This window comes from Streptomyces hamibioticus (genome assembly GCF_047946815.1).
Lineage (GTDB): Bacteria > Actinomycetota > Actinomycetes > Streptomycetales > Streptomycetaceae > Streptomyces.
The window spans coordinates 7,304,483-7,329,000 of record NZ_JBKKQY010000001.1 but is presented as its reverse complement, the minus strand read 5'-3'; the positions used below and the strand labels follow the sequence as shown (position 1 = coordinate 7,329,000).

19 protein-coding genes and 6 pseudogenes are annotated in these 24,518 nt (G+C 68.9%); 12 read left to right on the top strand and 13 right to left on the bottom strand.

Translation table 11 applies throughout. The features are described from left to right. Window positions 1-132: 132 nt before the first annotated feature. Window positions 133-1,071 carry a fibronectin type III domain-containing protein gene (locus tag ACLGIH_RS33595; RefSeq protein WP_416529030.1) on the top strand — a complete coding sequence of 313 codons (939 nt, stop codon included), beginning with the start codon at window positions 133-135 and terminating at the stop codon, window positions 1,069-1,071. 202 nt (window positions 1,072-1,273) lie between these two features. Here ACLGIH_RS33595 and ACLGIH_RS33590 read toward each other — a convergent pair whose 3' ends face one another. The 3 genes and pseudogenes from ACLGIH_RS33590 to ACLGIH_RS33580 form a co-directional block, all read right to left on the bottom strand. Further along, entirely contained in the window at window positions 1,274-1,708 is a 435-nt protein-coding gene (locus ACLGIH_RS33590) for a phosphatase PAP2 family protein (protein ID WP_416529029.1), read from the bottom strand. 345 nt (window positions 1,709-2,053) lie between these two features. Beyond that, window positions 2,054-2,398, bottom strand: coding sequence for a hypothetical protein (locus tag ACLGIH_RS33585; RefSeq protein ID WP_416529028.1), 345 nt, complete (start codon window positions 2,396-2,398; stop codon window positions 2,054-2,056). 705 nt (window positions 2,399-3,103) lie between these two features. Beyond that, a pseudogene (locus ACLGIH_RS33580) lies at window positions 3,104-3,720 on the bottom strand (hypothetical protein); the annotation flags it as partial. A gap of 499 nt (window positions 3,721-4,219) precedes the next feature. Here ACLGIH_RS33580 and ACLGIH_RS33575 point away from each other — a divergent pair. Continuing rightward, window positions 4,220-4,528, top strand: coding sequence for a DUF6197 family protein (locus ACLGIH_RS33575; protein ID WP_416529027.1), 309 nt, complete (start codon window positions 4,220-4,222; stop codon window positions 4,526-4,528). Here the strand turns inward: ACLGIH_RS33575 and ACLGIH_RS33570 are convergent. Next, on the bottom strand, window positions 4,520-5,266 hold the full coding sequence (locus ACLGIH_RS33570; RefSeq protein ID WP_416529026.1) for a transposase family protein: 747 nt from the start codon (window positions 5,264-5,266) through the stop codon (window positions 4,520-4,522). The two genes, ACLGIH_RS33575 and ACLGIH_RS33570, sit on opposite strands and share 9 nt — an antisense overlap. A 529-nt stretch (window positions 5,267-5,795) precedes the next feature. Continuing rightward, a complete protein-coding gene (locus ACLGIH_RS33565) occupies window positions 5,796-7,769 on the bottom strand; it encodes a DUF2599 domain-containing protein (RefSeq protein WP_416529025.1) in 1,974 nt (657 codons plus the stop codon). A 230-nt stretch (window positions 7,770-7,999) separates the two neighbouring features. On the opposite strand from ACLGIH_RS33565, the gene ACLGIH_RS33560 reads away from it, so the two are divergent. Further along, window positions 8,000-9,250, top strand: a complete 1,251-nt coding sequence (locus ACLGIH_RS33560) for an IS701 family transposase (RefSeq protein WP_416529024.1) — start codon at window positions 8,000-8,002, stop codon at window positions 9,248-9,250. 197 nt (window positions 9,251-9,447) lie between these two features. Next, window positions 9,448-9,952 (top strand): annotated as a pseudogene (locus ACLGIH_RS33555) (IS5 family transposase); the annotation flags it as partial. A gap of 9 nt (window positions 9,953-9,961) precedes the next feature. On the opposite strand, the gene ACLGIH_RS33550 reads toward ACLGIH_RS33555, so the two are convergent. The 3 genes and pseudogenes from ACLGIH_RS33550 to ACLGIH_RS33540 form a co-directional block, all read right to left on the bottom strand. Beyond that, on the bottom strand, window positions 9,962-11,428 hold the full coding sequence (locus ACLGIH_RS33550; protein ID WP_416529023.1) for an oxygenase MpaB family protein: 1,467 nt from the start codon (window positions 11,426-11,428) through the stop codon (window positions 9,962-9,964). Then, a pseudogene (locus tag ACLGIH_RS33545) lies at window positions 11,425-11,562 on the bottom strand (undecaprenyl diphosphate synthase family protein); the annotation flags it as partial. The gene ACLGIH_RS33550 and the pseudogene ACLGIH_RS33545, both read right to left, overlap by 4 nt. A 9-nt stretch (window positions 11,563-11,571) precedes the next feature. Then, window positions 11,572-11,868 (bottom strand): annotated as a pseudogene (locus ACLGIH_RS33540) (class I SAM-dependent methyltransferase); the annotation flags it as partial. A 255-nt stretch (window positions 11,869-12,123) separates the two neighbouring features. On the opposite strand from ACLGIH_RS33540, the gene ACLGIH_RS33535 reads away from it, so the two are divergent. Genes ACLGIH_RS33535 through ACLGIH_RS33520 form a run of 4 tightly spaced genes read left to right on the top strand, consistent with a single transcriptional unit; the run spans window position 12,124 to window position 15,722 of the window. Then, window positions 12,124-13,119, top strand: a complete 996-nt coding sequence (locus tag ACLGIH_RS33535; RefSeq protein WP_416529022.1) for a branched-chain amino acid ABC transporter permease — start codon at window positions 12,124-12,126, stop codon at window positions 13,117-13,119. Window positions 13,120-13,130: 11 nt separating this feature from the next. Continuing rightward, on the top strand, window positions 13,131-14,123 hold the full coding sequence (locus tag ACLGIH_RS33530; protein WP_416529021.1) for a branched-chain amino acid ABC transporter permease: 993 nt from the start codon (window positions 13,131-13,133) through the stop codon (window positions 14,121-14,123). After that, window positions 14,113-14,979, top strand: a complete 867-nt coding sequence (locus ACLGIH_RS33525) for an ABC transporter ATP-binding protein (RefSeq protein WP_416529020.1) — start codon at window positions 14,113-14,115, stop codon at window positions 14,977-14,979. The genes ACLGIH_RS33530 and ACLGIH_RS33525 overlap by 11 nt, the downstream gene beginning before the upstream one ends. A gap of 2 nt (window positions 14,980-14,981) precedes the next feature. Beyond that, window positions 14,982-15,722, top strand: coding sequence for an ABC transporter ATP-binding protein (locus ACLGIH_RS33520; RefSeq protein ID WP_416529019.1), 741 nt, complete (start codon window positions 14,982-14,984; stop codon window positions 15,720-15,722). A 22-nt stretch (window positions 15,723-15,744) separates the two neighbouring features. Here the strand turns inward: ACLGIH_RS33520 and ACLGIH_RS33515 are convergent, their stop codons facing one another. The 3 genes and pseudogenes from ACLGIH_RS33515 to ACLGIH_RS33505 form a co-directional block, all read right to left on the bottom strand. Then, window positions 15,745-16,992 carry an ABC transporter substrate-binding protein gene (locus ACLGIH_RS33515; RefSeq protein ID WP_416529018.1) on the bottom strand — a complete coding sequence of 416 codons (1,248 nt, stop codon included), beginning with the start codon at window positions 16,990-16,992 and terminating at the stop codon, window positions 15,745-15,747. Between the two features lie 286 nt (window positions 16,993-17,278). Next, window positions 17,279-18,277: pseudogene (locus tag ACLGIH_RS33510) on the bottom strand (IS701 family transposase); the annotation flags it as partial. 4 nt (window positions 18,278-18,281) lie between these two features. Further along, a pseudogene (locus ACLGIH_RS33505) lies at window positions 18,282-18,952 on the bottom strand (transposase); the annotation flags it as partial. A 203-nt stretch (window positions 18,953-19,155) separates the two neighbouring features. Here ACLGIH_RS33505 and ACLGIH_RS33500 point away from each other — a divergent pair. The 4 genes from ACLGIH_RS33500 to ACLGIH_RS33485 all read left to right on the top strand — a co-directional run bounded on the left by ACLGIH_RS33500 (window position 19,156) and on the right by ACLGIH_RS33485 (window position 22,793). Beyond that, on the top strand, window positions 19,156-19,902 hold the full coding sequence (locus ACLGIH_RS33500) for a transposase family protein (RefSeq protein ID WP_416529017.1): 747 nt from the start codon (window positions 19,156-19,158) through the stop codon (window positions 19,900-19,902). A 722-nt stretch (window positions 19,903-20,624) separates the two neighbouring features. Next, window positions 20,625-20,825, top strand: a complete 201-nt coding sequence (locus ACLGIH_RS33495) for a hypothetical protein (RefSeq protein WP_416529016.1) — start codon at window positions 20,625-20,627, stop codon at window positions 20,823-20,825. A gap of 20 nt (window positions 20,826-20,845) precedes the next feature. Then, on the top strand, window positions 20,846-22,105 hold the full coding sequence (locus ACLGIH_RS33490; protein ID WP_416529555.1) for a nucleotide sugar dehydrogenase: 1,260 nt from the start codon (window positions 20,846-20,848) through the stop codon (window positions 22,103-22,105). Between the two features lie 154 nt (window positions 22,106-22,259). Beyond that, window positions 22,260-22,793 (top strand): EF-hand domain-containing protein, encoded by a 534-nt coding sequence (locus tag ACLGIH_RS33485; protein WP_416529015.1) that lies wholly within the window; start codon window positions 22,260-22,262, stop codon window positions 22,791-22,793. Between the two features lie 203 nt (window positions 22,794-22,996). On the opposite strand, the gene ACLGIH_RS33480 is transcribed toward ACLGIH_RS33485, so the two are convergent. Beyond that, window positions 22,997-23,455, bottom strand: coding sequence for a DUF6917 domain-containing protein (locus tag ACLGIH_RS33480; protein ID WP_416529014.1), 459 nt, complete (start codon window positions 23,453-23,455; stop codon window positions 22,997-22,999). After that, window positions 23,452-24,381 (bottom strand): Gfo/Idh/MocA family protein, encoded by a 930-nt coding sequence (locus ACLGIH_RS33475; protein WP_416529013.1) that lies wholly within the window; start codon window positions 24,379-24,381, stop codon window positions 23,452-23,454. The genes ACLGIH_RS33480 and ACLGIH_RS33475 overlap by 4 nt, the downstream gene beginning before the upstream one ends. Window positions 24,382-24,518: the final 137 nt, after the last annotated feature.

Below are 24,518 nucleotides of genomic sequence, written 5' to 3'. Positions count from 1 at the left end.
CTCTTCGCTCCTTCTTCCGACATCTCCGCAGATCGCATGGTCCCGAAGGTTGACATGATCTCATCCTCAATCCGGCGTCGGAGGAAAGTCATGCCCGAGTCCCGCACACCCGGGCGTCGGCCTGCCCTTCTCTTGTCCGTCGCCCTGCTGGCGCTCACGGCGTGCAGCAGCGGTGAAGAGCGGCCGCCTGCGCCCCCGACCGGGGTCACCGCGCAGTCCAGCAGTGCGACCACCGTCCACGTCATGTGGAAGCGGGTGAAGGCCGCCAAGGACGGCCAGGCTGTGCAGGCGTACGAGGTCCTGCAGGCCGGGAAGAAGGTCAAGGAGGTCGACGCGGACCGCACCATGGTCGACATCGTCGGCCTGAAACCGTCCGCCGACTACGTGTTCACCGTCCGCACCCGAGACACCGTCGGCAACTACTCCGCCCCTAGCCGCAAGGTCGCCGTCACCACCCTCGCCGCGCCCGCCGAGGACGGCCAACCGCCGACCCGCCCCGGTCGGCTTCGCGGGAAGACCAACGGATCGCGAGCCGCCGACCTGCGCTGGACTGCCTCGACGGACGACCAGCGAGTCGTCTCGTACGACATCTATCAGGGCGACGCGAAAATTCACACGGTCGACGGTGCGGAGACGAGGGCCGTCCTCACCGGTCTCCGACCGGGCACCGGCTACGTCTTCACGGTGCGCGCCCGGGACGCGGCGGACAACCTCTCCCCTGCCAGTGCACCACTGCGACTGACCACCGCTCAGGGCGGAGGCGGCGGGGCGGAGCCCGAGGACTTCCAGGTCTCGGTGCGCAAGGACACGAAGGACAAGGCGTACTACCTGGATCTGTCGTGGACACCGCCCAGGTCGGACGGACTCGTGGCCGAGTACGAGGTCTACCTCGACGAGGTGTTCGTGACGACCTTGGCCGGGGGTGACGACGCGCGCGGGGGACGGGCGAGGCACACCGTCAACCTGGGCACGGAAGAAGGCAAGACGTATGACGTGAGGATCAGACCGCGGCGGCCGGACGGCACCTGGGGAGCATTCTCGACGGAGCGGACTGTCACGACGGGCAGCTGACGTCTCGACGGCATGGTCAGCGCCCGCCATGCCGACGAAGACCCTGAAGTGTCCGGTGTCGCCCTCGTCCACCCGCAACAACGGGGCCATCGCCGTTCCGGTGCTGCTCCACGCCGGCTGGGACTGGACGCCGGCGTACGCGCGCTTCTCCTCGCGTCCGTGGTGTTCCTGGCCGGCGCCAAGAAGCCAGTTCACGGCCACGTCACTGCGGACAGCCTCCGCTACGTCGTAGGCCTTTCGGGACAGGGATGACGTACTGCGGCAGCTGCCAGGGGAAGGCTCCGAACCAGACGTAGCTGAACGCGAACCCGAAGCCGAGGCAGATCAGACCACCGAGCGCGTCGGTCCAGAAGTGGTTGGCGGTGGAGATGATCACGAGCAGGGTGGCGACCGGATAGAGGATGCCCAGGACCTTGGCCCAGCGGTGCCCCGCGAAGACCGCGATCATCGTGCCGCACCAGGTGGACCAGCCGATGTGCATCGACGGCATGGCGGCACAGGGGTTCGAGACCGAGGCGGCGTGGCCCTGGCTCATCGAGCCCCAGGTGTGGTGTACGGCGACCGTGTCGATGAAGCCGGCGCCCTCCTGGTCGAGACTTCCTTGCTGCGCACCGTGGTCCATCTCGCCCAGCGCCACATCCAACCGCTCCGACCGCCAACCCCGCGAACCTATGCGGTCACAGCACTACGGAGACGGTCGCCGCGGTCCCCGTAGCCAGCGCGTCCGCGACATACCGGCCCAGCTCCGGCCGCAGAACGTCAGCGAGCGCGAACAGCACGACATCCCCTGCGAGGCCGGCTGCGACCGCTGTTGATCAGAAGCGATGGCGCGCCCAGAACCACTGGACGAGCCCCATTCCAATGAATGGCGCAACGGACAGGTGAGGCTCGTCGAGGGCGGCGAGCACACCGTATCCCAGGCCGCTGACCGCCCAGCAAGCTGCGGCCACAAGCGTCGCCTCGCTCCAGGAAGCGGACCGGTTCACTGCGGCCGCCGCTCATGAACGGCCCGGTCCCGGCACCGCTCCCGCCGCCGGGCGACGAAGGCAGCCAGGATCGAGCCGACTACGAGCGGCCCGGCGACCCAGCGGGTCACGTCCGCCACCCGGCCCGGCTCCCCGCCTGCCATGAGGGTCACCGTCTCAACGGCGATGGAGATTCCCAGCAGGACAAAGCCGAGCCCCCAGGTAAGGACCACCCACACAGGCCCCTGGATCGGCTCCGGTGGCCGGCGCGGCCGGAGCACAGCCCAGCATCCCAGCCCCACGCACCCCAGCCCCACGGCCACCATGAACACGTCCACGGCCCTGCCGAACACATCGATCACTGTCCCCCGCCTCGCTATTTCATTTCCCGCAGCCCCGGATGCCAGGAGCGCCCCATACAGCATCATGACCGTCCGAGCGCGCCCCCTCCTCTGCCGGACACGGCAGTCGGCCTGCGCGCTGATTTCCGGCACCCGGCAATGTGGGGACTTGATGTCACTTCTCATGAACATTTACGAGTGTCAAGATGGCCGACTGCTGCCCACACGGGCAGATAATCGCTGCTGCTTGAAGTGAACGAAGACCCGGCGTCAATTCGGCTCCCTATGACCCTGTCAGAGCCCACCCGATGCATAGCGCACCATCGGAATACTGCTTCTCCACCAGTTTGGGGACTCCGTGAAGCCTGCCGAGTACCGGGTCTGGGCGCGCTCCGAACCACGTGCGGCCCGGGGACGGTGTTACGACGCCGTGCCCACCGAGTACCTGAAACCGCCCTCGCCCGTACAGGAGGCGCCGGGGCCGCGGCGGCCGTCCGGCTGAGTGCTGGCGAAGGCCGGCGGCCGCGGGGCCGGCCGGGGCGGAGTCGTGCACGCCGTCGACTGCGAAGAGGCGCTGGCCGGGGCGCCGGGGCTTCCGCTGGACCGGGCGCTGGGACGCAGCCGAGCAGCCGGGTGTCCGGCTGTGCTCGCTGCGCGGCGGCGCCGCCGAGCTTGACCCGGTCTTGAAAGGCTTCGACCACGGATTCGGGTGATAGTGCGCGAGGGTCAGCCAGCGGTCCGCGACGCAAGGAGCCGGTTGGTCAGCTCCACCGTTCCGAGGTACCACCAGAAGATCCAGTCCAGGAACGCTTCGTCGTAGTCGCCGCGCTGGTCTGCCTTGCGGTGGCTCAGGTCGTAGCGATTGGCGATCTCGAACAGTGCCCCCTCGTCCTTGCCGAGCTTGTCTTTGAGCAGGGCGCGGCGTTCCTCGAGGACGGCCGCGAGGGCGACGATCGCCGACCGCTTACTCCCCACCGTCGCGTCCGGCCGCAGAACAGGGCGATCGCGTGGCGGACCCGTGTGGTGATGTCCGCGGCACTGTCGTTGAGCGCCCGGTGCACCAGGGCGCTGCGGGCGTCGTCGGTGACGGCGACCAGGCGCCCGAGGTCCTCGCCTTCGGCAGCCAGCTCGTACTCGATGCCGGCCTCGCGCAGCAGCTCGTTGACCTTGCCCCGGTACAGGATGCGGGCGGGCCCGTTGTGGAACTCCGAGTGGTGCCACCCGCAGCTGTTCCAGCGGTGGAACCGGCGGGTGCGGGGCCGGCTTTCCAGGTCGTGGAAGACCTCGATCGGACCGAAGAAAGTGTCCTCGTTTCACGTTTCAGGGGCCAGAGGCCACAGGTCATGTCCGGGCACCGCCACGTCACCCTCGTCGCCGCCGCCCAGGCGTTCCTCACCCTCAGGCGGCTCGACCCAAAAGTCCGCATACCGGCCTGACCCTCTACCAGGTCCTCGACGGCCTCCAAGACCTGCTGAGGTGCTGGAGCGGCACCTGCACCACCTGCGGCTACCCCCTGCCAGCCCCCAGAACTCAACGAAGCACTACTAGCGCCCGCTCCCCTCCCCCGCTGCACGACGCCGAAGGGCGCCGCCGGAGAACGATCCTGGCGGCGCCCTTCGGCGTCCCCTGCCTGGAGCCCCGATGTCCCAGACCTCGCCCTTCCCCGTCATAGCCCCCCCCCGCCCCGACCACGCAGCCCACCCCGTCCGTCCCGGCCGCCGCGCCGCCGGCGGAACTGACCCTCGAGGAACGCCTCACCCTCGTGAAAGCGGAGATGACCGCGCGCCTGGACGAAGCGGCCGTCGCTTACGAGGTCAACACCGCGCACATCCCCACGAGCCGGTGAACCTGGCCGACGTCGTCACCGTTCCGCTGACCCCGACACTCCAGCCGCCGCTGGCCTCCTACCCAACCCCGGTCGCCGCCCTTCTGCAGCGCGCCCACCACCGGCTGCTCACCGGCGGCTGGTGCTCCGGCGCCCTGGTCGACGAGGACGGCGCGCGCTGCATGCTCGGAGCCATCCGAGCCGAGGCCCGCGGCGACAGCGGCCTGGAGACCAGCGCCGCCTCCGTGCTCCTGGACGCGACCCGCCGCAAGTTCGGCGACCACGTGGGCTCCGTGCCGTCCTTCAATGAACGCTTCTCATCCTGAGCGCCAGATGATCTCGATGGCGTGAATGGCAGCGACCGTGCGACCGATGCGGTTGGTGCTGCACCGGGCCTTGCGGAGGATCCGCCATTGCTTGAGGCGGGCGAAGGCGCGTTCGCCCGGTGCTCGCAGCCGGGCGTGGTCCTGGTTGTACTGCCGGTAGTGCTCGGGAAGCTCGTGGTGGCGGTAATAGGGAGTGCGGACGGTGGCGCCGGCCCCCTGGTAGGCGCGGTCGGCCAGGACGAGGAGCTGACGGGACAGACAGGCGTGGATCACACCGTGTGCACGGGCGGCTGTCAGGTCGTGGGTGCGGCCGGGCAGAGCACGGGAGAACCACAGGGGTGTTCCGTCCGGAGCGGCCACGGCCTGCACGTTCATTCCGTGGCGGCGGTGCTTCATCGAGTAGTACGGCTGGTCCGCCGCGATGCGGTCGGTGGTGATCAGGGTGCCGTCGAGGATGACGAACCCCTCCGGAGGCGGCTCGCGCAGGGCCTCGTGCAGGCTTGGGGCGCGCTCGGCGAGGAGGTCGATCGTCTCGCTCACGTACCGGCCGGCGGTGGCGGTGGAGACGCCGAACCCCGCGGCGACCTGGGCCAGAGTCTCGTTCTTGCGCAGGTGCACCAGGACGAGCAGGGCCTGCCGGAAGCAGCTCAGCCTGCGCCAGCGGGAGTTCAGCTCACACCTTCGGGCGTAGATCAGCCAGGAAACATGCTCAACGACCTTGAGTGGGACGTCGAGCATGGCACGATACGGGACCAACAGGGCTCCTGCGTCGAGACGTTGGCGAGTGAGATCACCAGCCGAAACGACCAGGAGCCCTGCCACGTCACGGGCCCTGACCGCCAGCCGTCGTCACCCGCGAACCACAGGATGAGAAGCGTTCAATGACGCACACGGCAGCGGACGCGTCCCGATCCGCATGCTCGACCAGGCCGCCCACCTCGCCGACGCCCGCGGCCTGTAACCCGCTCCAGGTTCCCTGCCTCGCGCCCGAACCGCGTACCCCTGGGGCCGCACGCGGGGGGGGGCAGGCCACCCGGCCGGACACCCACGCGCAACGAGATCTTGAGGGGTGCCGCGGAATCATGCCCCATGGTGCCGGATTTGGGGAGAGGTCACCGCTTTCGGGGCTGTGTGACGAAGACGGCGCAGCTGGTGTTCCTCTCGTCTTGACGATGCGGATCGCCGAACTCGGAGCAGGGGCGCCGAGGTGTGTCGGTGGGGCACGGAGCCCGACCGACACACCGTCCCGTCGCCGGTCTGGAACGGGTCAGACCGTGCCGCCGCCCGTCGTTGACACGTCCGCCCCGAGCGTGGGCAGGCCGTCGATGACTGAGGCGAGCGTGGAGCCGAGGCCCCCGAGGAGGCCGCCGGAGAGGACCGGCAGGCCCGGGATCCAGCCGGTGTCGATCACCGTGAGGCCGGTACGCAGCGGCTGCGGAGCTGCCTTGTCCACGTCCCAGTCCGCTCCCGGAGTGCTGTCGTAGAGCGGCTTCCCGGGCGGGTTCGGCCCCTCGGACAGCGGCCAGACGACGCCCCGGAAGGCGTCCTTCTCCAGGTATCCGACGAAGCCGTGGGTGGCCGAGCGGCCCTTGACGGCGACCTTGCCCTCGGGGGTGATCACCAGCCAGTCGAGGTGGGTGGATACCAGGGCCCGCTTCCCGTCCTCTGTGGGGACGGCCAGGGTCACCGTCCCGGCCGGCACGGTGGAGCGGGTCGTCGGGTACTTCGCGACGATGCCGTAGCCGGCGCCGTCGGCGAGCGTTCCGATTCCGCTGACCAGGCCGGCCCGGGGGTCGTAGACCACGACCATGTGCTCGCTGTCGTCCTTGCCGCCGTCGTCGTCGGTCACCTCGACGGTGAGCGTGTCCATTCCGGCGTGGTCGTAGACGTGGGTGGTGTCGCAGGCGCCGTCCTTGGCGGGGAAGGCGGAGGTGGTGCCGTCGTCCCACGTCACCTTGCAGGTGTGGCTGTCGTTGCTGCCGGGGTCGGTGAACGACGCCTTCACCTCGACGTCGGAGTTCACGCGGTGGACGTCCCAGTCGGCGGGAGCAGCCACCTTCAGGGTCGGGGCGACGTTGCGGACCGTGACGGTGGCGGAGTCGGAGACAGGGGAGTTGACGCCGTCGTCGGCAGTGAGGGTCGCGGTGTACGTGCCGTCGTCGGTGCAGGTGAGGGTGGTGCGAGGGGCGGACGCGTCGCCGAAGGTGCAGGTCGCGCCCTCGTCCACGTCGTCCCCGGGGGCGAACTTCCAGGTGGTGGCGGGGGTGCCGTTGTCGTCGGCCGCCGTGCCCTTGAGGGTGACCGGCGACCCCTCGTCGACGGACACGTCGATGCCGGCGTCCACCATGGGCTCCATGTCCTCCGGGGCACCAGGGTCGGTGGGCGGGATGCTCCACCAGCCGCCGTCACCTCGGGTGCCCCAGTTGCACCCGTGGTCCACGATGTCGTTGCTCACCCGTTCCCAGCTGACGTTCGGGTGCGCCGCCTCCAGGTCCCAGGTGTGGCCGCCCGCGAGACCGTTGGCGTTGAACTGCACGTGGCACCACAGCTGCTTGTACATCGACTCCCGCTCGTCCGCGGAGACGGAGGCGGGGAGCGGGGTCCTCTCCGTGGCGCGGTTCCAGATCTGCTCGGTGTACGCGTCGACGGTGCCGGGGAGGTGGACGCCCAGAGCCTTGTCCGTCGGGATCACCGTGAGGACCACGGAGTCCCTGGTCGACGAGTACGCCTCCTCGTAGACGCTGGAGTACCAGTACAGATCGTCGCCGTCCCGTGAGAAGGAGCCGGCCCAGTCGCTCTGCACACCGGTGCCGCCCAGGCGGTCACCGTCGGCGGCGTAGGCATTCATGCTCCAGGCCATGGCGGCCATTTCCGACCGCCACTTGTAGTCGGTCTCGACGACATACGTACGGAAGGGCAGGAAGCCGGTGCAGTCGTCCTGGCGCCACTCACCATCCCCCACGTCATCACCGGACCAGCTGAGGGAGAGGCTCGCCCCGTCGTTGCACATGTCCATGATCTGGAAGAAGTTGTGCCGGTCGGGATCGGAGTCCGCGTGGTGATGGAAGTAGTGCAGGCCGGAGTTGAAGTTGGCGATGCCGAAGAGCTCGTCGTCGACGTAGATCTTCCCCGAGCTCGTCGCGGCCTGCGCCTCCTGCGACGCGCCCGGCCCGAACGGCATGGCCAGCAGGCCGAGGACCGTTGCCAGGACGACGGTGGCATGCTGTAACGCTCTCTTCACACGGCTCATGACCGATAACCCCCACAGGCTCTGGCCGCGCGGGTGCTCCGTGCCGGACGGCCGGGTTCTGCGCGCGGCACGGAGGGGAAGCGTAGAGGAAAGGGGGCTTCTATAGGTGAGCGGGACGTGACATTCGTGAGGGTATCGTGTGTCAACTAGGCCTGGGTGGCATTGGTTTAGTACTCCAGCAGCGGATCGTGCCCTGAGCCGGCGGTTGTCGCTGTCCTGGCATGGAGGGCATGACTGAAGTCGGTTGCTGGGCTGACGAGTCGGAGTCGGTGTTTGCCAGGGTGGCGGGCCGGTTCGCTCGGGCAGATCTGCGGTGGCGGATGCGGGACTACGTCCGCGGTCTGCTGGGGCGGGCGACACGCAAGAACGGCTGGCAGCTCGCGGAATGGGCAGGCCACCGCACCCCCGACGGCTTTCAACGGCTGCTGAACAGCAGCGTCTGGGACGCGGATGCCCTGCGTGACGACGTCCGTGCCTACGTCGCCGAACGGCTCGGAACGGGCGGGGTGCTGATCATTGACGACACCGGGTTCGTCAAGAAGGGCACCACTTCGGCCGGGGTCGGCCGGCAGTACACCGGCACCTCGGGAAAGATCGACAACTGCCAGATCGGGGTGTTCGCCGCCTACGCCACCAGTGCGGGCCGGGCCCTGGTGGACCGGGAGCTCTACCTGCCCAAAGCCTGGACGTCCGACCGGCAGCGGTGCCGGGCGGCGAAGATCCCCGACGAACGCGGCTTCGCGACCAAGGGAGAGCCGGCCCGGGACATCGTCCGCCGCTGCCTGGCCGCCGGCCTGCCCGCCGCCTGGGTCACCGCGGACGAGGCCTATGGGCAGGACTGGCACTTCCGCCGCCTGCTCGAACAACTCGACGTCGGCTATGTGGTGGCGGTGCCCAAGTCGCAGCAGATCAAGTCCCTGGCAGGCATCTGGCGCATCGATGAGCTCATCGAGGAGGCACCCGGTGTTGCCTGGCAGCGGCTGTCCTGCGGTGACGGCGCCAAGGGCCCGCGGATCTACGACTGGGCCGGGGCCAAGCTGCCCCCCAACATCGTCTTCGACCCCGACCCGCCAATCCATCACCGGTGGGTCATGGCCCGCCGGAGCCTGTCCGACCCCGGCGAACTCGCCTACTATCTGGCCTACGCGCCCGTGGGTGTCGAGATCGCCGAGCCGGCCCGCATCGCCGGCTCCCGCTGGGCGATCGAGGAGTGTTTCCAGGCCGCGAAGAACGAGTGCGGCCTGGACGAGTACGAGGTCCGCCGCTATCCCGGCTGGTATCGGCACATCACCCTGGCGATGCTCACCCATACCGTCCTGACCGCACTCGCCGCCCAGGCCGGCGAGGCCGCAAAGGGGGCTGCAGAAACGGATCAGCCCTCATCCCGCTCACCGTGGCAGAGATACGGCGACTCCTGGACGCTCTCCTGCCCCGCCCACGGGCCGACCACGATCCCATCACCCACCCACTGAAATGGTCGGCCTGGAGAAGACGCCGCCAGGCCGTCGCCCGCAGCTGCCACTACCGAAAACGCAGCTCAGGGCACGATCCGCTGCTGGAGTACTAAGACCTCATCTCATTTGGGCTGTTGGGTAGTCTGGCCTTGTGGGGATCGTTGAACGTCTGGTGCCAGATGAGTTGTGGGAGCTGTTCCAGCGGGTGGTTCCACCTCATCCTCGACACCGCCCACGTCAGGGCCAAAAAGGAGGCGAACACACAGGTCCGAGCCCCGTGGGCCGGGGCAAGCCGGGTTCCAAGATGCACATCCTGTCGGACGCGAACGGCCTGCCCCGCCTTGTCGGCGTCTCCGCCGGCAACGTCCACGACAGCGAAGGGCTCAAGCCGATGGTGGAGGGTCACCAAACGAGACACGACCCCCACCGCGGCCGCCACTTCAAGCCCCAGCGCCTCCACGCCGACAAAGCCTACGACCGGGCCGACCTGCGCACATGGCTGCGAGGCAAGCGGATCGGCGTACGGATCGCCCGCAAAGGCATCGAGTCCGGCGAGAGATTGGGGCGCCGTCGATGGGTCATCGAGCGGACGATGTCCTGGCTGTCCGGCTACCGCCGCCTCAGCCCCGCTACGAATGCGATCCCCACAACTACCTGGGCTTCCTCGGTCTTGCCGCCGCCCTCTGCTGCTACAAGCGACTCATCCGCCTCACCACGTAGGACACGGTCTTAGGCGTCGGCGAGGAGAGGGTCGTAAGGGGTGCTCGTGCGGCGTCCCGCCATGAAGGAGAGGAAGTCGCCCACGAAGGCGCTTTTGCCGTAGGTGCCGTCGGTGGTGGTGAGGTCGCGGTGGAAGGCGGTGCGGAAGAGGGCCCGGTACTCGTCCGCGTCGATGGTTCCGCTGCCGTCCTTGTCGGTGGCGTCGAAGAGGACCTCGGCGACGCGGATGAGCGCGGGTCCGGCGAGGGAGGGGACGGCGGCGGCGTATTCGTCGGCGCTGACGCGGCCGTCGCCGTCGGTGTCGAGGGCGGCCTGGAGCTCGCGCCACCAGGCCGCAAAGGCGTCATAGAGCCGGGTCTCCTCGGGTTCGTCCAGGTCCAGGCAGGTGGAGAGTTCGCGGGCCATCGCGGCGAGGTCGGGCCAGTCGAGGTGGCCGTCGCCGGTCTGGTCCAGTACTCGGCGGAAGAAATCTCCCGCCGAGCGTCGGCCCTCCGCCGCGCCCGGCGAAGGTGCCGGCTCCGGGTCGGTGTTGTCGCCGCCCAGTGGCGTGAGGAGGCGGAGCAGGGCCGATGCCCGCTTCATACGGGAGCTCAGGGCGGCCACGGTCCGGGCGCGGGGGTCGTCGCTGTCGGGCGAGAGGGAGAGGACCTCGATGATGCTTTCGGCGTTGATCCAGCCCTCGGGCAGGAAGCGGGCGAGCCCGGCGGCGAGGTAGGCGCCCTGCATGAGGGTCGGGGCGCCGGGCATCTCGGGCAGGCCGGCCCGGCGCCGGTACGCCTCGGGGAGCGAGGCGACGGTGATCGCGCCCAGCAGCGGACCGGCGACGGCGCGGCCGGCCGCCCACAGTGTCGGTGCCCCGTTGAGCAGCGCCGGGGCGGGCAGGTGGTCGAAGAGCCGGTAGAGGATGACACGGGCCGCCTCGGTGTTCTCCAGCTCGTCCTCGACGACCCGGTCGAAGTACCGCCAGAAGTCGTTCAGGTCCTCGGGAAGTTTTGCGGCATCGCGGTCGAGCGCGGCGAGGAACACGCGGTACTCGGCGTACATCCGCTCCATCGTGTCCTGGTCGAGCGGCTGGCCGCTCAGCCGGCACATGGTGACCGCGCTCTCGAAGAGGGTGACGACCACCCAGGCCCGGGTCGCCCGGTCCATCGCGTCGTAGGCGCGGCCGCGGGAGTCGGAGCCGCTCATGCGGGCGTGCAGCCGGTTGAGCCGGGCGGCCTCCCGTTCGCGTACCGCGGGGTCGGTGCCGAACATGCGCCGCATGCTGAGGAAGGTGTTGCGCAGCCGGCGCCAGGGGTGAGCGATGAAGGTGGAGTTGTCGACGAGGGCGGCGCCGATCTGCGGATGAGCGGCCTCCAGCACCGTGGCGCGGATCATGGCCAGCGCCCAGCGCGGGTCGTCGAAGAAGGCGCTGAACTGGGACTCCGGGCCGAACAGAGGCGTCTCGGCGGCTGTGGTCGTGGTTTCGGTGGTCATGATGCGTCTCCGTCCGTCCGGGGCGGCACGCCGCCGAAGCGGCGGTCGCGGCGCCCGTAGGTGTGCAGGCAGGCGAGGAAGTCGGGGGCCCGGAAGTCCGGCCAGAGCACCTCGGGAAAGACCCCATGGCCGAAGTGGAAGGCGGCCTCCAGGCAGTGCACTCGGTCGAACGAACCATCCGTCAGCGGGATCTCCGCCGCCCGCCGCGGCAGAGCCGTGGCGTCGGCGACGGCGAAACGTACGCCGGAAAGGCCGCCGAAGCGGCGACGTGCCTGGTCGATCTGCGCGGCCTGGATGTCCACCCCCAGCGCCCGGCACCCCGCGGCACCCAACCGCGCCGTCGTGTCGCCGCGACCGCATCCGGCGTCCAGGACGAGCTGTCCGGGCCGGGCGACCAGCAGCGCAAGCGACCGGCGGACCAGACGGCGCTGAAAGGGCACCGGTCCGGTCAGGGCCGCGAACGGCAGGGTGGGCGGCGTGAAGTAGCCGATGTTGGCCAGGCTGTCCCAGCCGAGGTGCCGCAGCACTCGGAAGAGCACACTGTCGTCGCTGTACGCACTGGCGAGGTCCCCGCTGTCGTCTATCCCGCATCCTCCGCTTCCTTGGGCACAGACTGGGCGCACCGCCCGTGTCACCGCCCGGACCTGCGCTTACACTGAGCCCATAAGGGACGTTCGTGACGTACCGGAACTGTCGTGCGCTATCAGCGGCTGCTCGTACCGGCCCTCGCCCTGGTCCTCGTGACGGTGCCCGCGATCTCCGCCCGGGCACAGGGTGGGGAAGTTCCGCGCGGCCCCACCTTCGCCGCCCGCGCTCTTCAGGCGCTGATCGACGGTATCCAGTTCGGGGTGATCATCGCGATCACATCGGTCGGGCTCTCGCTGATCTTCGGCACCATCCACCTGATCAACTTCGCGCACGGTGAGTTCGTGACGATCGGCGCCACCTTCGCGTTCTTCCTCAACGTCTCCCCGGCCGGCCCGGGCTGGCACCTGATCCCCGCCGCCCTCGCCGCGGTGGTCTTCGGAGCCCTGCTGGGCGGGGCCGTCGATCGGGGCATCTGGCGCCCGCTGCGTGCTCGGGGCACCGGGCTGATCAACATGTTCATCGTCACCATCGGGCTCTCTCTCGTGCTGCGCCACGTCGTCCTCGTGCTGTACGGAACCCGGCCCGCCTCCTACGCGCAGTACGACATCCAGAGCACGATCGACCTGGGGCCGGCCGGCATCACCCCACGGGACCTCACCGTCACCCTGCTCGCCGTGCTGGTGCTGCTCGGCGTCGCCGCGCTCCTGCAGAAGACGCGGATCGGCACGGCTGTCCGGGCCGTCTCCGCCAACCGTGACCTCGCGGAGGCGTCGGGCATCGACGTACAGCGGGTGGTGCTGTTCGTGTGGATGCTCGGCGGTGGTCTGGCCGCGCTCGGCGGGGTCTTCTTCGGCCTGGTCGAGATCGTCACCTGGGACATGGGCTTCAAGCTCCTGCTGCTCATGTTCGCCGGGGTCATCCTGGGAGGGCTCGGCACCGCCTACGGTGCCATGGTCGGCAGCCTCGTCATCGGCATCGTCGCCCAGACGTCCACCCTGTGGTTCCCGGTCGACCTGCAGTACGCCTGGGCGCTGATCGTCCTCATCCTCGTCCTCCTCGTCCGGCCGCAGGGCATCCTCGGCCGGGCCGAACGCGTCGGGTGAGGGGGTGCGCCATGGACTTCTCCGCCATCGTCACCGACGCCCTGCGCTCGGGAATCGGCCCCATCGCCGCCGTCTACGCGCTCGCCGCGATGGGGCTGAACCTGCATTTCGGCTACACGGGGCTCCTCAACTTCGGCCAGGTCGGTTTCATGCTGGTCGGCGGCTACGGGCTCGCCATCACGGTGTCGACGTACGACGGCCCGATGTGGCTCGGCGTCCTCGGCGGAATGGCCTGCGCGATCGTGCTGGCACTGCTCCTCGGCCTGCCCACCCTGCGGCTGCGCGCCGACTACCTCGCCATCACCACGATCGCGGCGGGGGAGACACTACGGCTGTTCTACCGCTCCAACTGGGCCGAGCCGGTCACCGGTGGGGTGTTCGGGCTCCAGAGGTTCGCGAACGACTTCTACGCGCTCAACCCCATCGAGCCCGGCACCTACGGTGTGTGGCTCGTGCGGTTCAGCTCCCGCGACCTCTGGGTGATGATCGTCGGATGGGCGCTGGTGCTGGTGATCGGCGGTCTGCTGGCCCTGCTGATCCACAGCCCCTGGGGCCGTGTCATCCGGTCGATCCGTGAGGACGAGGTCGCCGCGCGCAGCCTCGGCAAGAACGTCTACGCGTACAAGATGCAGAGCCTCGTGCTCGGCGGCGTCATCGGGGCGGTCGCGGGCATGGTGCAGGCGATTCAGGTGCAGTCCGTGAATCCGGACAACTACGACCCGGGCGTCACGTTCTTCCTGTACACGCTGCTCGTCCTCGGAGGTGCCGGACGGATCCTCGGGCCGGTCGTCGGCGCGATCCTGTTCTGGTTCGTCCTCAGCTTCCTCGACAGCGCGCTCCGCCAGGCCATCGAAGCCGAGTACATCTCTCCGGACCTCATCAGCACGTCGGAGGTCGGCGCGGTGCGCTTCGCCCTGGTCGGGATCACCCTGATCCTGCTGGTCGCGTTCAGGCCGCAGGGGATCCTCGGCAGCAGGAAGGAGATGCTGCTCAGTGGCCGCTGAACCTGTCGAATCCCACCCGGGCCGGCTCTCCGCGGTCGATCCCGAGCCGGGGGTGCGCAAGCCCGACCCCCTGCTGGTCCTGGACCAGGTGACCCGTACCTTCGGCGGCCTCGTCGCCGTGCGGGTCGAGCACCTGGAGGTGCAGCGCGGGGCCATCACGGCGCTCATCGGGCCCAATGGCGCGGGCAAAACCACGTTGTTCAACGTGGTGAGCGGGTTCGACCGGGCCGACGGCGGCCGGTGGTCGTTCGACGGACAGCCGCTCACCGGATCCCCGGCGCACCGGGTGGCGCGGCGCGGAATGGTCCGTACGTTCCAGCTCACCAGGACGCTCGCCCGGCTCACCGTGCTGGAGAACATGCTGCTCGCCGCGCCCGGGCAACGCGGCGAGCGGGCGCTGCCCGCGCTGCTGCGCCCCCTGTGGCGCGGGCAGGAGCGGGAGTCCGAGCGCCGGGCCGATGAACTGCTGGACCGGTTCCGGCTCGGGCCCCTGCGCGACGACCATGCCGGCACGCTCTCCGGTGGTCAGCGCAAACTGCTGGAACTGGCCCGGGCGCTGATGGCCCGGCCCGTCATGCTCCTGCTCGACGAGCCGATGGCCGGGGTGAACCCCGCGCTGACCCAGTCGCTGCTCGGACACATCACGCAGCTGCGCGACGAGGGGCTCACGGTGTGCTTCGTCGAGCACGACATGGACGTGGTGATGGGCATCAGCGACTGGGTGGCCGTCATGGCCGACGGCCGCCTGGTGGCCGAGGGCCCACCGCACACGGTCGGCCGGAACGCCGCCGTCGTGGACGCGTACCTGGGCAAACGGCACGACGAGCCGGAGGCGACCGAGGAGAAGGAGGAGTAGCGATGTCAGCCGAGGAACAGGCACCGGTGCTGGCGGCCGACGACATCGTCGCCGGTTACGTCCCCGGTGTCGACGTGCTGCGCGGATGCAGCGTCGAGGTGCGGCCGGGCGAGGTGGTCGGCGTGATCGGCCCCAACGGCGCCGGAAAGTCGACGCTGGTCAAGGCCGTCTTCGGGCTGCTGCGCGTGCGCGGCGGGACGGTGCGGCTGCGCGGCGAGGACGTGACCGGCCGGCCCGCGCACGAAGTGGTCCGGCGGGGGGTGGGCTACGTACCGCAGCTGCAGAACGTGTTCCCCACGCTGACCGTCGAGGAGAACCTGCGGATGGGCGTGTATCTGCGGCCCAAGGACCACGCGCGGCGGGTCGCGGCGGTCGAGGAGCTCTTCCCCGTGCTGGCCGACCGCCGCAGGCAGAAGGCCGGTGCGATGTCCGGCGGCGAACGCCAGATGCTAGCGATGGCCCGCGCGCTGATGATGGAGCCGCAACTGCTGCTGCTCGACGAGCCGTCGGCCGGCCTGTCACCGGTCCATCAGGACCACGTCTTCGACCGGTGCAAGGTGATCAACAGCGCGGGCGTCGCCATGCTCATGGTCGAGCAGAACGCCCGCAGGTGCCTTCAGCTCTGCGACCGCGGCTACGTCCTCGACCAGGGCCGCAACGCGTACACCGGTACGGGTACGGCCCTGCTGCACGACGAGAAGGTGATCGAGCTCTACCTCGGCACGCTCGCCCGCGTCCGTTGACTTCCGCTGTCGGTCCTCCCGGTCACTCCACGCCCCTGCTGGTCTCGGTACGCAGGGTCTCCAGCTGTGCCTCGTCGTTGTAGCCGTAGACCTCGATCGTCGCCTGTCGGGGTTCGCCCTTGTCGGTGAACTCGAGCGGACCGCTCACACCGTCGTAGTCGATGTCCCTGCCGTCGGCGAGCAGCTCCTTGCAGGCGGCGAACGAGTTGCACTTCTCGCCGTCCCTGGTGATCCCGTTCATCTCCTTCACGTACTCGCGAGGATCGTCGGACTGCGCCTTCTCGGCGGCGAGCGCGATCGTCGTCACGCAGTCGAACACCTGCGGTGCGAACTGGAGCTCCTTCAGGTCCGGCGCGAATTCCTTGAGATCCTTCACGTACTGCTCGTTCTCCGCCGATGCCGGCGCGGTCCCCTTCATCCCGGAGAGCCTCTCCGGCTGGCCCGGGGACACCAGCGACGGCAGTTCCTCGCTGCGCAGTCCGTCGGCGCCGTAGACGCCGATCCGGTCGGGTCCGAGTCCGGACTCGAGCATGCCCTGGAGGATTTGGGTGCCTTCCTCGAAGGCGATGACCACGGCGGCGTCCGGCCTGGAGTTATCTATCTGCTGGACGACCTGGTCGAAGTTGGTCGCCTTCGGGTCGTAGGTCTCGGCGAGCGTCACCGTCGCGCCGCGGTCCTCCAGCGACTTCCGGGTGGCATCCATCAGGCCGCGCCCGTAGTCGTCCGCCCGTGCGACCAGGGCGACCCGGTTGTGGCCGTCGTCGCGAACGACGTCCGCCAGGATGGGCCCCTGCAACGCGTCACTCGGGACGGTACGGAAGTAGAAGCCGTCGTCCTCGTAGTCGGTGAAGGTGGGAGCGGTGTTCGACCCCGAACACTGCACGACGCCCGCTCCGGTCACCCGGTCGATGAACGCCAGCGACATCCCGGAAGCCGCGGCGCCGATGATCGCGTCCACGCCTGCCGCGAGGACCCGGCCCGCCGACTGGGCGGCAACGGCCTCCTGACCCGCCTCGTCACTGGAGACCACATTCGGCACCGGCTTCCCCAGAACTCCGCCGGCGTCGTTGATCTTCTGTATCGCGAACTTCAGCGACTCGATCTGGGGTGGGCCGAGGTAGGCCAGCTGTCCCGTCTCCGGCAGGACGTAGCCGAACTGGAGCTCACCATCGCCCGGCTCGGCCTGGGCAGTGCCCGTCGTACCGCAGACGGCTATCACGAGAGCAGCCGCGCTTGCGAAGATCGCGGACCGCCGTATCGACGCTTTCATCTCCGCCTCCGCTCGTTACTGGCAGCGGTGGTCGGCTGGCCGGCCATCGCCCGCCATCTGTACATGAGGGTAGAACTCAATCAGAATCCGGAAAAGTGTAAAACATGATCTTTTCCGATTGATTGTGCTTCTCGCCTCGGCCCTGCGCCCCCTCACAGGTCACGCAGGGCTCTTGATCACAACCGGAGACGCTCCCTAGTAGGACTCCGTTAGGTCTGTCTTGATCTTGGTGTGGTCCTGCTGGGCAGGGGTTGGTGGCAGGTGGTGCAGGTGCCGGTCCAGCAGTTCAGCAGGTCCTGGAGGGTGTCGAGGATCTGGTAGAGGGTGAGCCCGGTGTGTCGGCTTTTGGGGCCAGCCGCTGCTCGGTGAGGAACGCGCGGGCGGCGGTGACCAGGGTGGTGTGGTGGTGCCAGCCCGGCCAGGAACGGCCTTCGAAGTGGTCCAGGCCCAGGCCGTGTTTGAGTTCGCGGTAGTCGTGCTCGATGCGCCAGCGGATCTTTGCCAGCCGGACCAGGTCGGCGATCGGGGTGTCGTCGGGTAGGTCGGACAGCCAGAACCGGGTCGGTTCGTCCTGGCCGTCGGGCCATTCGGCCAGCAGCCGTGCCTGGGGCAGCACGCCGTCCCACCGACCGTGCTCGGCCACCGCCGCCGCCTGGGCCAGCCGGCGCGGGCGTGTCCCTGCGGGACGGACCTGCATGGTGAGGAAGCGCGAGGTCATCGGACCGCGTGAGCCTTCCCGCCAGGTCGCCTCCGTGAAGGCTTCCCGTCCGGCGGCTGCTGCCAGTTCCGCCACCGGCACCGATGGCTGCCGGTAACGGGGAACCGGCCGTCGGCCGGTGCCGGACCAGGCGGGAGAAGTGGGGACCGCTTCATGAGGCTGGACGGTCAGATCGCCGCGGATGCCGACCACGTACGGGATCTCCCGTTCGGCCAGGGCGGCACGGAAGTCGGTGTTCTGGCCGTAGCCGGCATCCGCCACCACGACCGGCGGCACCAGATGCCATGTGGTCAGTTCATCCAGGGCGTCCAGGGCCAGCCGCAACTTCTCCCGGTGCCCGACGTCTTCCGGAACGCCGGTCCGCCGCCGCCGGACGGTGTCTCTGGCCCACTCCTTGGGCAGGAACAGCCGCCAGTTCAGCGGGCACGAGGCCGCGTCGGAGACCGCGTGCACGCTGACCGCGACCTGGCAGTTGGCCTGCTTGCCCAAAGCGCCGCAGTACTGCGGGGCCACGGCGACCGACATTCTTCCGTCCTTGGGCACCGACACGTCGTCGATCACCCAGGCCGCCCTTCATCCGGGCGAAGACGTGCTCCACGCGGGCACGCACTCTGCGGTGGGAGGCGTTGTGCGCCTCCTTCCAGTCCGGGAGCTCGGCCTGGCCTTTCTCGCGGCGGTGCGGGATGACCAGGCCGGTACCCCGGTAGCCGCCGTCCGCGATGACCGTAGTCTTACCGACGGCGTCTTTCGCGCCGGACAGCTCCCACGCCTTGCAGTCGTTCCGGTTGCCGGCGACCGGTCGACCGACGGCGACGACGAGGCGGGTGTCGGCGTCGATGACGACCTGGTGGTTGGTGGAGTACCGGTAGTTCTTGGACTGCTCGGCGATGGTGTGGTCGCGGTGGGGACCGGGGTTCCGTCGACGATCAGCACGGTGTCCTTGCGGAACCGCTTGCGCTGCTGCAGCGCGAGCGAGGGCCCGAGGTGGCCGATGATGCGGTCGGCGGCAGACTTGGACACCCCGAACAGCGGTGCCAGTTGGCGCAAGGTCAGGTTCGTCCGCCAGTACGCGGCGACCAGGAGCACGCGGTCCTCCAGCGGCAGGCTCCAGGGCCGGCCCTTGCGCACCGGGTCCGCTCCCTCACGCCGCAGAGCGGTGATCAGCTTGCCGAACTGACGCGGGCTCAACCCGGTGAACGGGGCTATCCAAGAAGGCTCCGACGCCTTGATCACACCAGACACAGCAAGATCATCTCACCCGTGACCAGCAGTTACGGGACAGCCCTTACCCGTCTCCGCTACTGAACGCTTCTCATCCTGTGGTTCGCGGGTGACGACGGCTGGCGGTCAGGGCCCGTGACGTGGCAGGGCTCCTGGTCGTTTCGGCTGGTGATCTCACTCGCCAACGTCTCGACGCAGGAGCCCTGTTGGTCCCGTATCGTGCCATGCTCGACGTCCCACTCAAGGTCGTTGAGCATGTTTCCTGGCTGATCTACGCCCGAAGGTGTGAGCTGAACTCCCGCTGGCGCAGGCTGAGCTGCTTCCGGCAGGCCCTGCTCGTCCTGGTGCACCTGCGCAAGAACGAGACTCTGGCCCAGGTCGCCGCGGGGTTCGGCGTCTCCACCGCCACCGCCGGCCGGTACGTGAGCGAGACGATCGACCTCCTCGCCGAGCGCGCCCCAAGCCTGCACGAGGCCCTGCGCGAGCCGCCTCCGGAGGGGTTCGTCATCCTCGACGGCACCCTGATCACCACCGACCGCATCGCGGCGGACCAGCCGTACTACTCGATGAAGCACCGCCGCCACGGAATGAACGTGCAGGCCGTGGCCGCTCCGGACGGAACACCCCTGTGGTTCTCCCGTGCTCTGCCCGGCCGCACCCACGACCTGACAGCCGCCCGTGCACACGGTGTGATCCACGCCTGTCTGTCCCGTCAGCTCCTCGTCCTGGCCGACCGCGCCTACCAGGGGGCCGGCGCCACCGTCCGCACTCCCTATTACCGCCACCACGAGCTTCCCGAGCACTACCGGCAGTACAACCGGGACCACGCCCGGCTGCGAGCACCGGGCGTACGCGCCTTCGCCCGCCTCAAGCAATGGCGGATCCTCCGCAAGGCCCGGTGCAGCACCAACCGCATCGGTCGCACGGTCGCTGCCATTCACGCCATCGAGATCATCTGGCGCTCAGGATGAGAAGCGTTCACTGTCAGCCAGGTTGGAAAGAGGTCACGCAGATTTTCGGCAACCTATCCCCGAATTCCGCGACCGGGATCACGTGATCCAACTCGACGTAAAGCTGACGAGGGCGTATGCCTCGGGGACACGTGAGATCTAGGTGCCTCCGAAGGTTCCGAACAGGGACCCAACAGGGTTGTCCCGATGCCCCGGACGCCGGCGCCTGGGGGTACACCGCCACCGCCGCGGACCATCAGGAAGTGGAGTCCGAGGCCGTCCACAACATCTCCGCGGAGGCCATCGCACAGGCGAACGTGTTCCTCCTGGCCCACGCTCAACCCACCCGGTAGGCGTCCGCGTAAGCCCTGTCAGTTCGCCATCGCCCTCGAGAGCGCTGACGATCATGAAGTACGAGAAAAACTCGGCGTGTGGACGGAAAATGAATGTTGCCGGTGATGCTGGCGAGAATTGAGAATCGCCGGAAACGGAAGTGGTGATCGAAAAGGGATTTTATTTGTACGATTAGCTGCTTGCGAATCGCTGATTCGAGTGTATTCACGCGGCGCGGACATTAGACGAGTCGATGAGTGGAGACGCTACGAGAGAAGCAATTTCTCGGGAGGGGAAATCAGTTGCGTCGAATCTGTTCAACGGTAATCGCCCTGGCGGCGGCAGTTCTCGCCCTGGGTGCCACCGCCGTTCCCGCACAGGCTGCCACAGGTGAAGTCGTCGTCTTCGAGTTGGAGACCGTCCCGCTCACGGTGTACCCGGACCCCGCTCCCGGCTGCTACAAGCTGCCGGTCGCAGCCCACGTGCTCACCAACCGCACCGACGCGCCCGTCCGCATCCACGCGGATCCGTTCTGTCTGACGCCGGGCCTGACGGTGGAGCCGGGACACGGGTCGCACGTCGCCCCCGGCAGCGGCAGCTTCTCCGTCTGATGCCCCAGCCACCGACCGGCATGGACATCGAACTCGTGGTGGTGGGCCTCGGGTACGTTGGGCTGCCGCTGGCGCGGCAGGCGTGCGCGGCGGGTCTGTCGACCGTCGGATACGACGTCTCCGCATCCGTGGTGGCTGGGCTGACCGCAGGGCGTTCGCATGTCGGCGACGTCCGCGACTCGGACGTCGCCGACATGCTGGCGGCAGGGTTCCGCGCCACGACCGATCCGTCGGTGATCGGCCACGCCGGCACGGTCGTGATCTGCGTGCCCACCGGCTTCTCTGAGGACCGCAAGCCCGACCTCGCCGCCGTACGGGCAGCATCGCGCAGCGTCGCGGCCCGGCTGCGTCCGGGAACACTGGTCGTCCTGGAATCCACGAGCCATCCTGGTACGACCGAGGAGGTCGTACGGCCGATCCTGGAGCGGGACAGCGGCCTGCGGGCCGGTGCGGACTTCCACCTCTCGTACTCGCCGGAGCGGGTCGACCCGGCGAACCCGGTGTACGGCATTGGCAACACCCCGAAGATCGTGAGTGGTTGCACCGCGCTGTGCACCAAACACGCCATCGCCTTCTACAGCCGGTTCGTGGACACGCTGGTGGTCTCGCGAGGCACCCGCGAGGCCGAGATGGCCAAACTGCTGGAGAACACATACCGGTATGTGAACATCGCGCTCGTCAACGAGATTGCGCTGTTCTGCGACCGCGTCGGCATCGACGTCTGGGACGTGTTGCACTGCGCCGCGACCAAACCCTTCGGATTCGCGTCGTTCAGCCCGGGCGCCGGGGTGGGCGGGCACTGCATTCCGGTCGATCCCCACTACCTGGCGGCCAAGGCCGAGAGCGAGGGCTTCCCGCTCCGGATGGTGTCCGCAGCCCAACACGTCAACACGCGGATGCCCGTGCACGTGGCGGACCGGGCGGCCGCTCTGCTCGACGGACTTCGAACGCCGGGCCGCGAGGCGCGCGTCCTGCTGCTCGGGGTGGCGTACAAGCCGGATGTCGCCGACACGAGGGAGTCACCGGCGGCACCCGTCACACGGCGCCTGCGGGACCGGGGGGCGGAGGTTGTCTACCACGACCCGTACGTACCGGAATTCGTCGTGGACGGTGTGGCTCTGCGGCGGGTGACCTGTCTGCCCGACGCCCTGGCCGACGCTGATCTGGCCATCCTCCTCCAGGACCATTCCCCCTATGACCCGGCCATGCTGGCCCGCTCCGGATGTGCCCTGCTGGACACACGGGGAAAAACGGCGGGGACCCGCGTGACCCTGCTCTGAAAACAATTCCGGCCCCGCTTTCCCGTGACGCGTCGGGGCCTCACAAGCTTGCGTCGGACTTCCGTGTCCCTGGAAGCCCGCGCGAGACGGCGCCGAAACGGGATTCGGCGTCGTGAGTCTGCCGGTGAATCGGAAAAGAAAGGAGTGCAGACGCATGACTACTGCCCTCGCGAACGACCGACTGCTGAAGCGTTTCCAGAAGTGGGACGCGGACGCCGACGGACAACTCGAACGGGAGGACTTCACGGAGGAGGCGGCAAAGATCGCCCACGCCTTCGGCAAGGCACCCGACGCACGGGAGGTGCAGGCACTGCGGGACGCCTTCGACTCCCTGTACAACTACCTGGCCCGGGAGGCCGGAGTCCCCAGCGGAGGCGCCATCTCCCAGGACGCCTTCCTGCGCGTCACCGGGAACCTGATCTACCAGGGGGGCGAGGCGAACTTCAACCGCGCTCTCGGCCCCGTGGTGAAGGCCATCATCGGCATCTGCGACAAGAACGCCGACGGCAAGATCAACGCGGAGGAGTTCGAGGCCTGGATGGCCGGGATCGGCGTGAACCGCTCGGAGGCCCGGGAGGCGTTCACCCAGGTGGACACCAACGGCGACGGTGAACTGTCGCTCAACGAACTGCTCGCCGCGGTCAGGGACTACCACTTCGGTCGTCTGGACGTCGAACTGCTGGGCTGAAGACCCGGTTGACGCGGTAAAGCGTCACGGCCGGTGGTACCCGCCCCGCGGAGACCACCGGCCGTACCGTGCTCCGCTGCTCCGGCCGCGTGGCCGGGCCGGACTTTCGCCGGGACGTGAACCTCTCCAAGGCCCCGGAGTCCTCTCCGGGGCCTTGGAGCTCTCTTCCGGACTCCGGGCCTTCTTCGGGACCCGGGGTCTTTTCAACAGGCCGGCGCCTCTCGAAGGCCGGAGCCGTTCGGGGGATGTGGCGCCGAGGCCGGGGTGAAGCGGACCGGGAGCTCCGGCCGCAGTCGCAGATCGCATCCGGTGAGGAGCCGGCCGGTGCTGATGAGGATGTTGTAGTGGTTGGGAAAGTGGCAGGCGTCGAACCCCAGCACCGTACCGACACGCGTGTCGCCGATCCAGAACCCGTCACCGCGGTCGATCACCCCAGCGCAGCTCATCTCGGCGAAGCCGAGGAATCCCACGCGGTCGATACGGAAGCCGGGAGCAGTCTCCCGGTGATCGGTGGTGACCAGCTCGTGCACCTCACCGCGCCGCACACATCGGCTCGCGTACGGTTCGAGGGACATACCGCGGTCGGTCCTGCGGTGGAGCAGCGTCTTCACCAGGACGCCACGCACGGATCGCTTGGCGCCGTCCTCGTCCTGGCCGGTCACGGCGCCTCCCCAACGGTCGTCGCGGCCCGTTCCCCGCGGTAGCTCGCCGCCACCAACTCCGCTGCGGCGAGGCCGCCGTCCTCGTGCGTCCCGTCCCTCAGGGAGTCTGCGAAGGCATCGAGGATGCCCGCATACTCGTGCCACAGCGACGACTTGAACCCCGGGTGGCGCGCCAGCATGTCCGCGTACAGCACCGTGCCGTCCTCCAGCCGCACCTCGATGTCCTTGACCTCGCCGGGGTACGACCAGTCGAGTTCGACCCGGGCACTGCCCTCTCCCGCGGCCCTCAGCGTAATCACCGCCTGCCGGTCGACACCTTCGCCATCACGGTGGATCAGTGAGTCGGTCACCTCGACGTCCCCGAGGAACCGCCGTACGAGGTCGAAGGCGTTGGGGCCGTTGTCGGCCACGCATCCGCCGCCGCAGCGACGGGGATTGAGGTACCAGGCGTCCGATCCGACGTGCTCCTCGATCCGTTCGAGGTAGCGGACCCGTACCGACGCGATCCGGACCCCGGCGGGCAGCCGCCGTCGCAGGGCGAGCACGTCGTCGTTGTAGCGGCGGTGGAACGCGGTGAAGAGCACGGTCCCCCGCTCGTCGGCGAGTAGGCCGAGGCCGCGCGCTCGGGCCGGGGAGAGGGCGAGCGGCTTCTCGACGCAGACCGGCACGCGGGCCAGCAGGGCGTCCCGGCACACCTCGGCGTGGGCGTCGTTCGGCACGGTGACGACGACGGCGTCGAGCTCCGCATCCGCCAGCATCGAACGGTGGTCGCCGTAGCAGGGGACACGGCCGCGGTACGGGTCGAGCGCCGCCGCCCGTACGTCGCACACGGCCGCCAGGTCCCAGTGCGGAAGCCGGCCGATCGCGGCCAGGTAGTACTTCGAGATGACGCCGAGCCCTACGACGCCCACGCGGCGGTGCGACATCAGACGGCCCTACCTTTCAACTCACGGGTGAACCGCAGCCATTCGTAAGGTTGTGGCACCCAGGGGGGCGGGGTGCGGCCCTCAGACTGGCTGCCGTTGTTCGTGGCTCCGGAGGCTTGGCCGCCCTGCTCCCCACG

Excerpts from the sequence above, each read along its gene's own strand:
- ACLGIH_RS33570 (WP_416529026.1), bottom strand. The coding sequence starts at position 5,266 with ATGCTCGACGTCCCACTCAAGGTCGTTGAGCATGTTTCCTGGCTGATC.
- ACLGIH_RS33560 (WP_416529024.1), top strand. The coding sequence starts at position 8,000 with ATGGAGGGCATGACTGAAGTCGGTTGCTGGGCTGACGAGTCGGAGTCG.
- ACLGIH_RS33550 (WP_416529023.1), bottom strand. The coding sequence starts at position 11,428 with ATGACCACCGAAACCACGACCACAGCCGCCGAGACGCCTCTGTTCGGC.
- ACLGIH_RS33530 (WP_416529021.1), top strand. The coding sequence starts at position 13,131 with ATGGACTTCTCCGCCATCGTCACCGACGCCCTGCGCTCGGGAATCGGC.
- ACLGIH_RS33520 (WP_416529019.1), top strand. The coding sequence starts at position 14,982 with ATGTCAGCCGAGGAACAGGCACCGGTGCTGGCGGCCGACGACATCGTC.
- ACLGIH_RS33515 (WP_416529018.1), bottom strand. The coding sequence starts at position 16,992 with ATGAAAGCGTCGATACGGCGGTCCGCGATCTTCGCAAGCGCGGCTGCT.
- ACLGIH_RS33500 (WP_416529017.1), top strand. The coding sequence starts at position 19,156 with ATGCTCGACGTCCCACTCAAGGTCGTTGAGCATGTTTCCTGGCTGATC.
- ACLGIH_RS33490 (WP_416529555.1), top strand. The coding sequence starts at position 20,846 with ATGGACATCGAACTCGTGGTGGTGGGCCTCGGGTACGTTGGGCTGCCG.
- ACLGIH_RS33485 (WP_416529015.1), top strand. The coding sequence starts at position 22,260 with ATGACTACTGCCCTCGCGAACGACCGACTGCTGAAGCGTTTCCAGAAG.
- ACLGIH_RS33475 (WP_416529013.1), bottom strand. The coding sequence starts at position 24,381 with ATGTCGCACCGCCGCGTGGGCGTCGTAGGGCTCGGCGTCATCTCGAAG.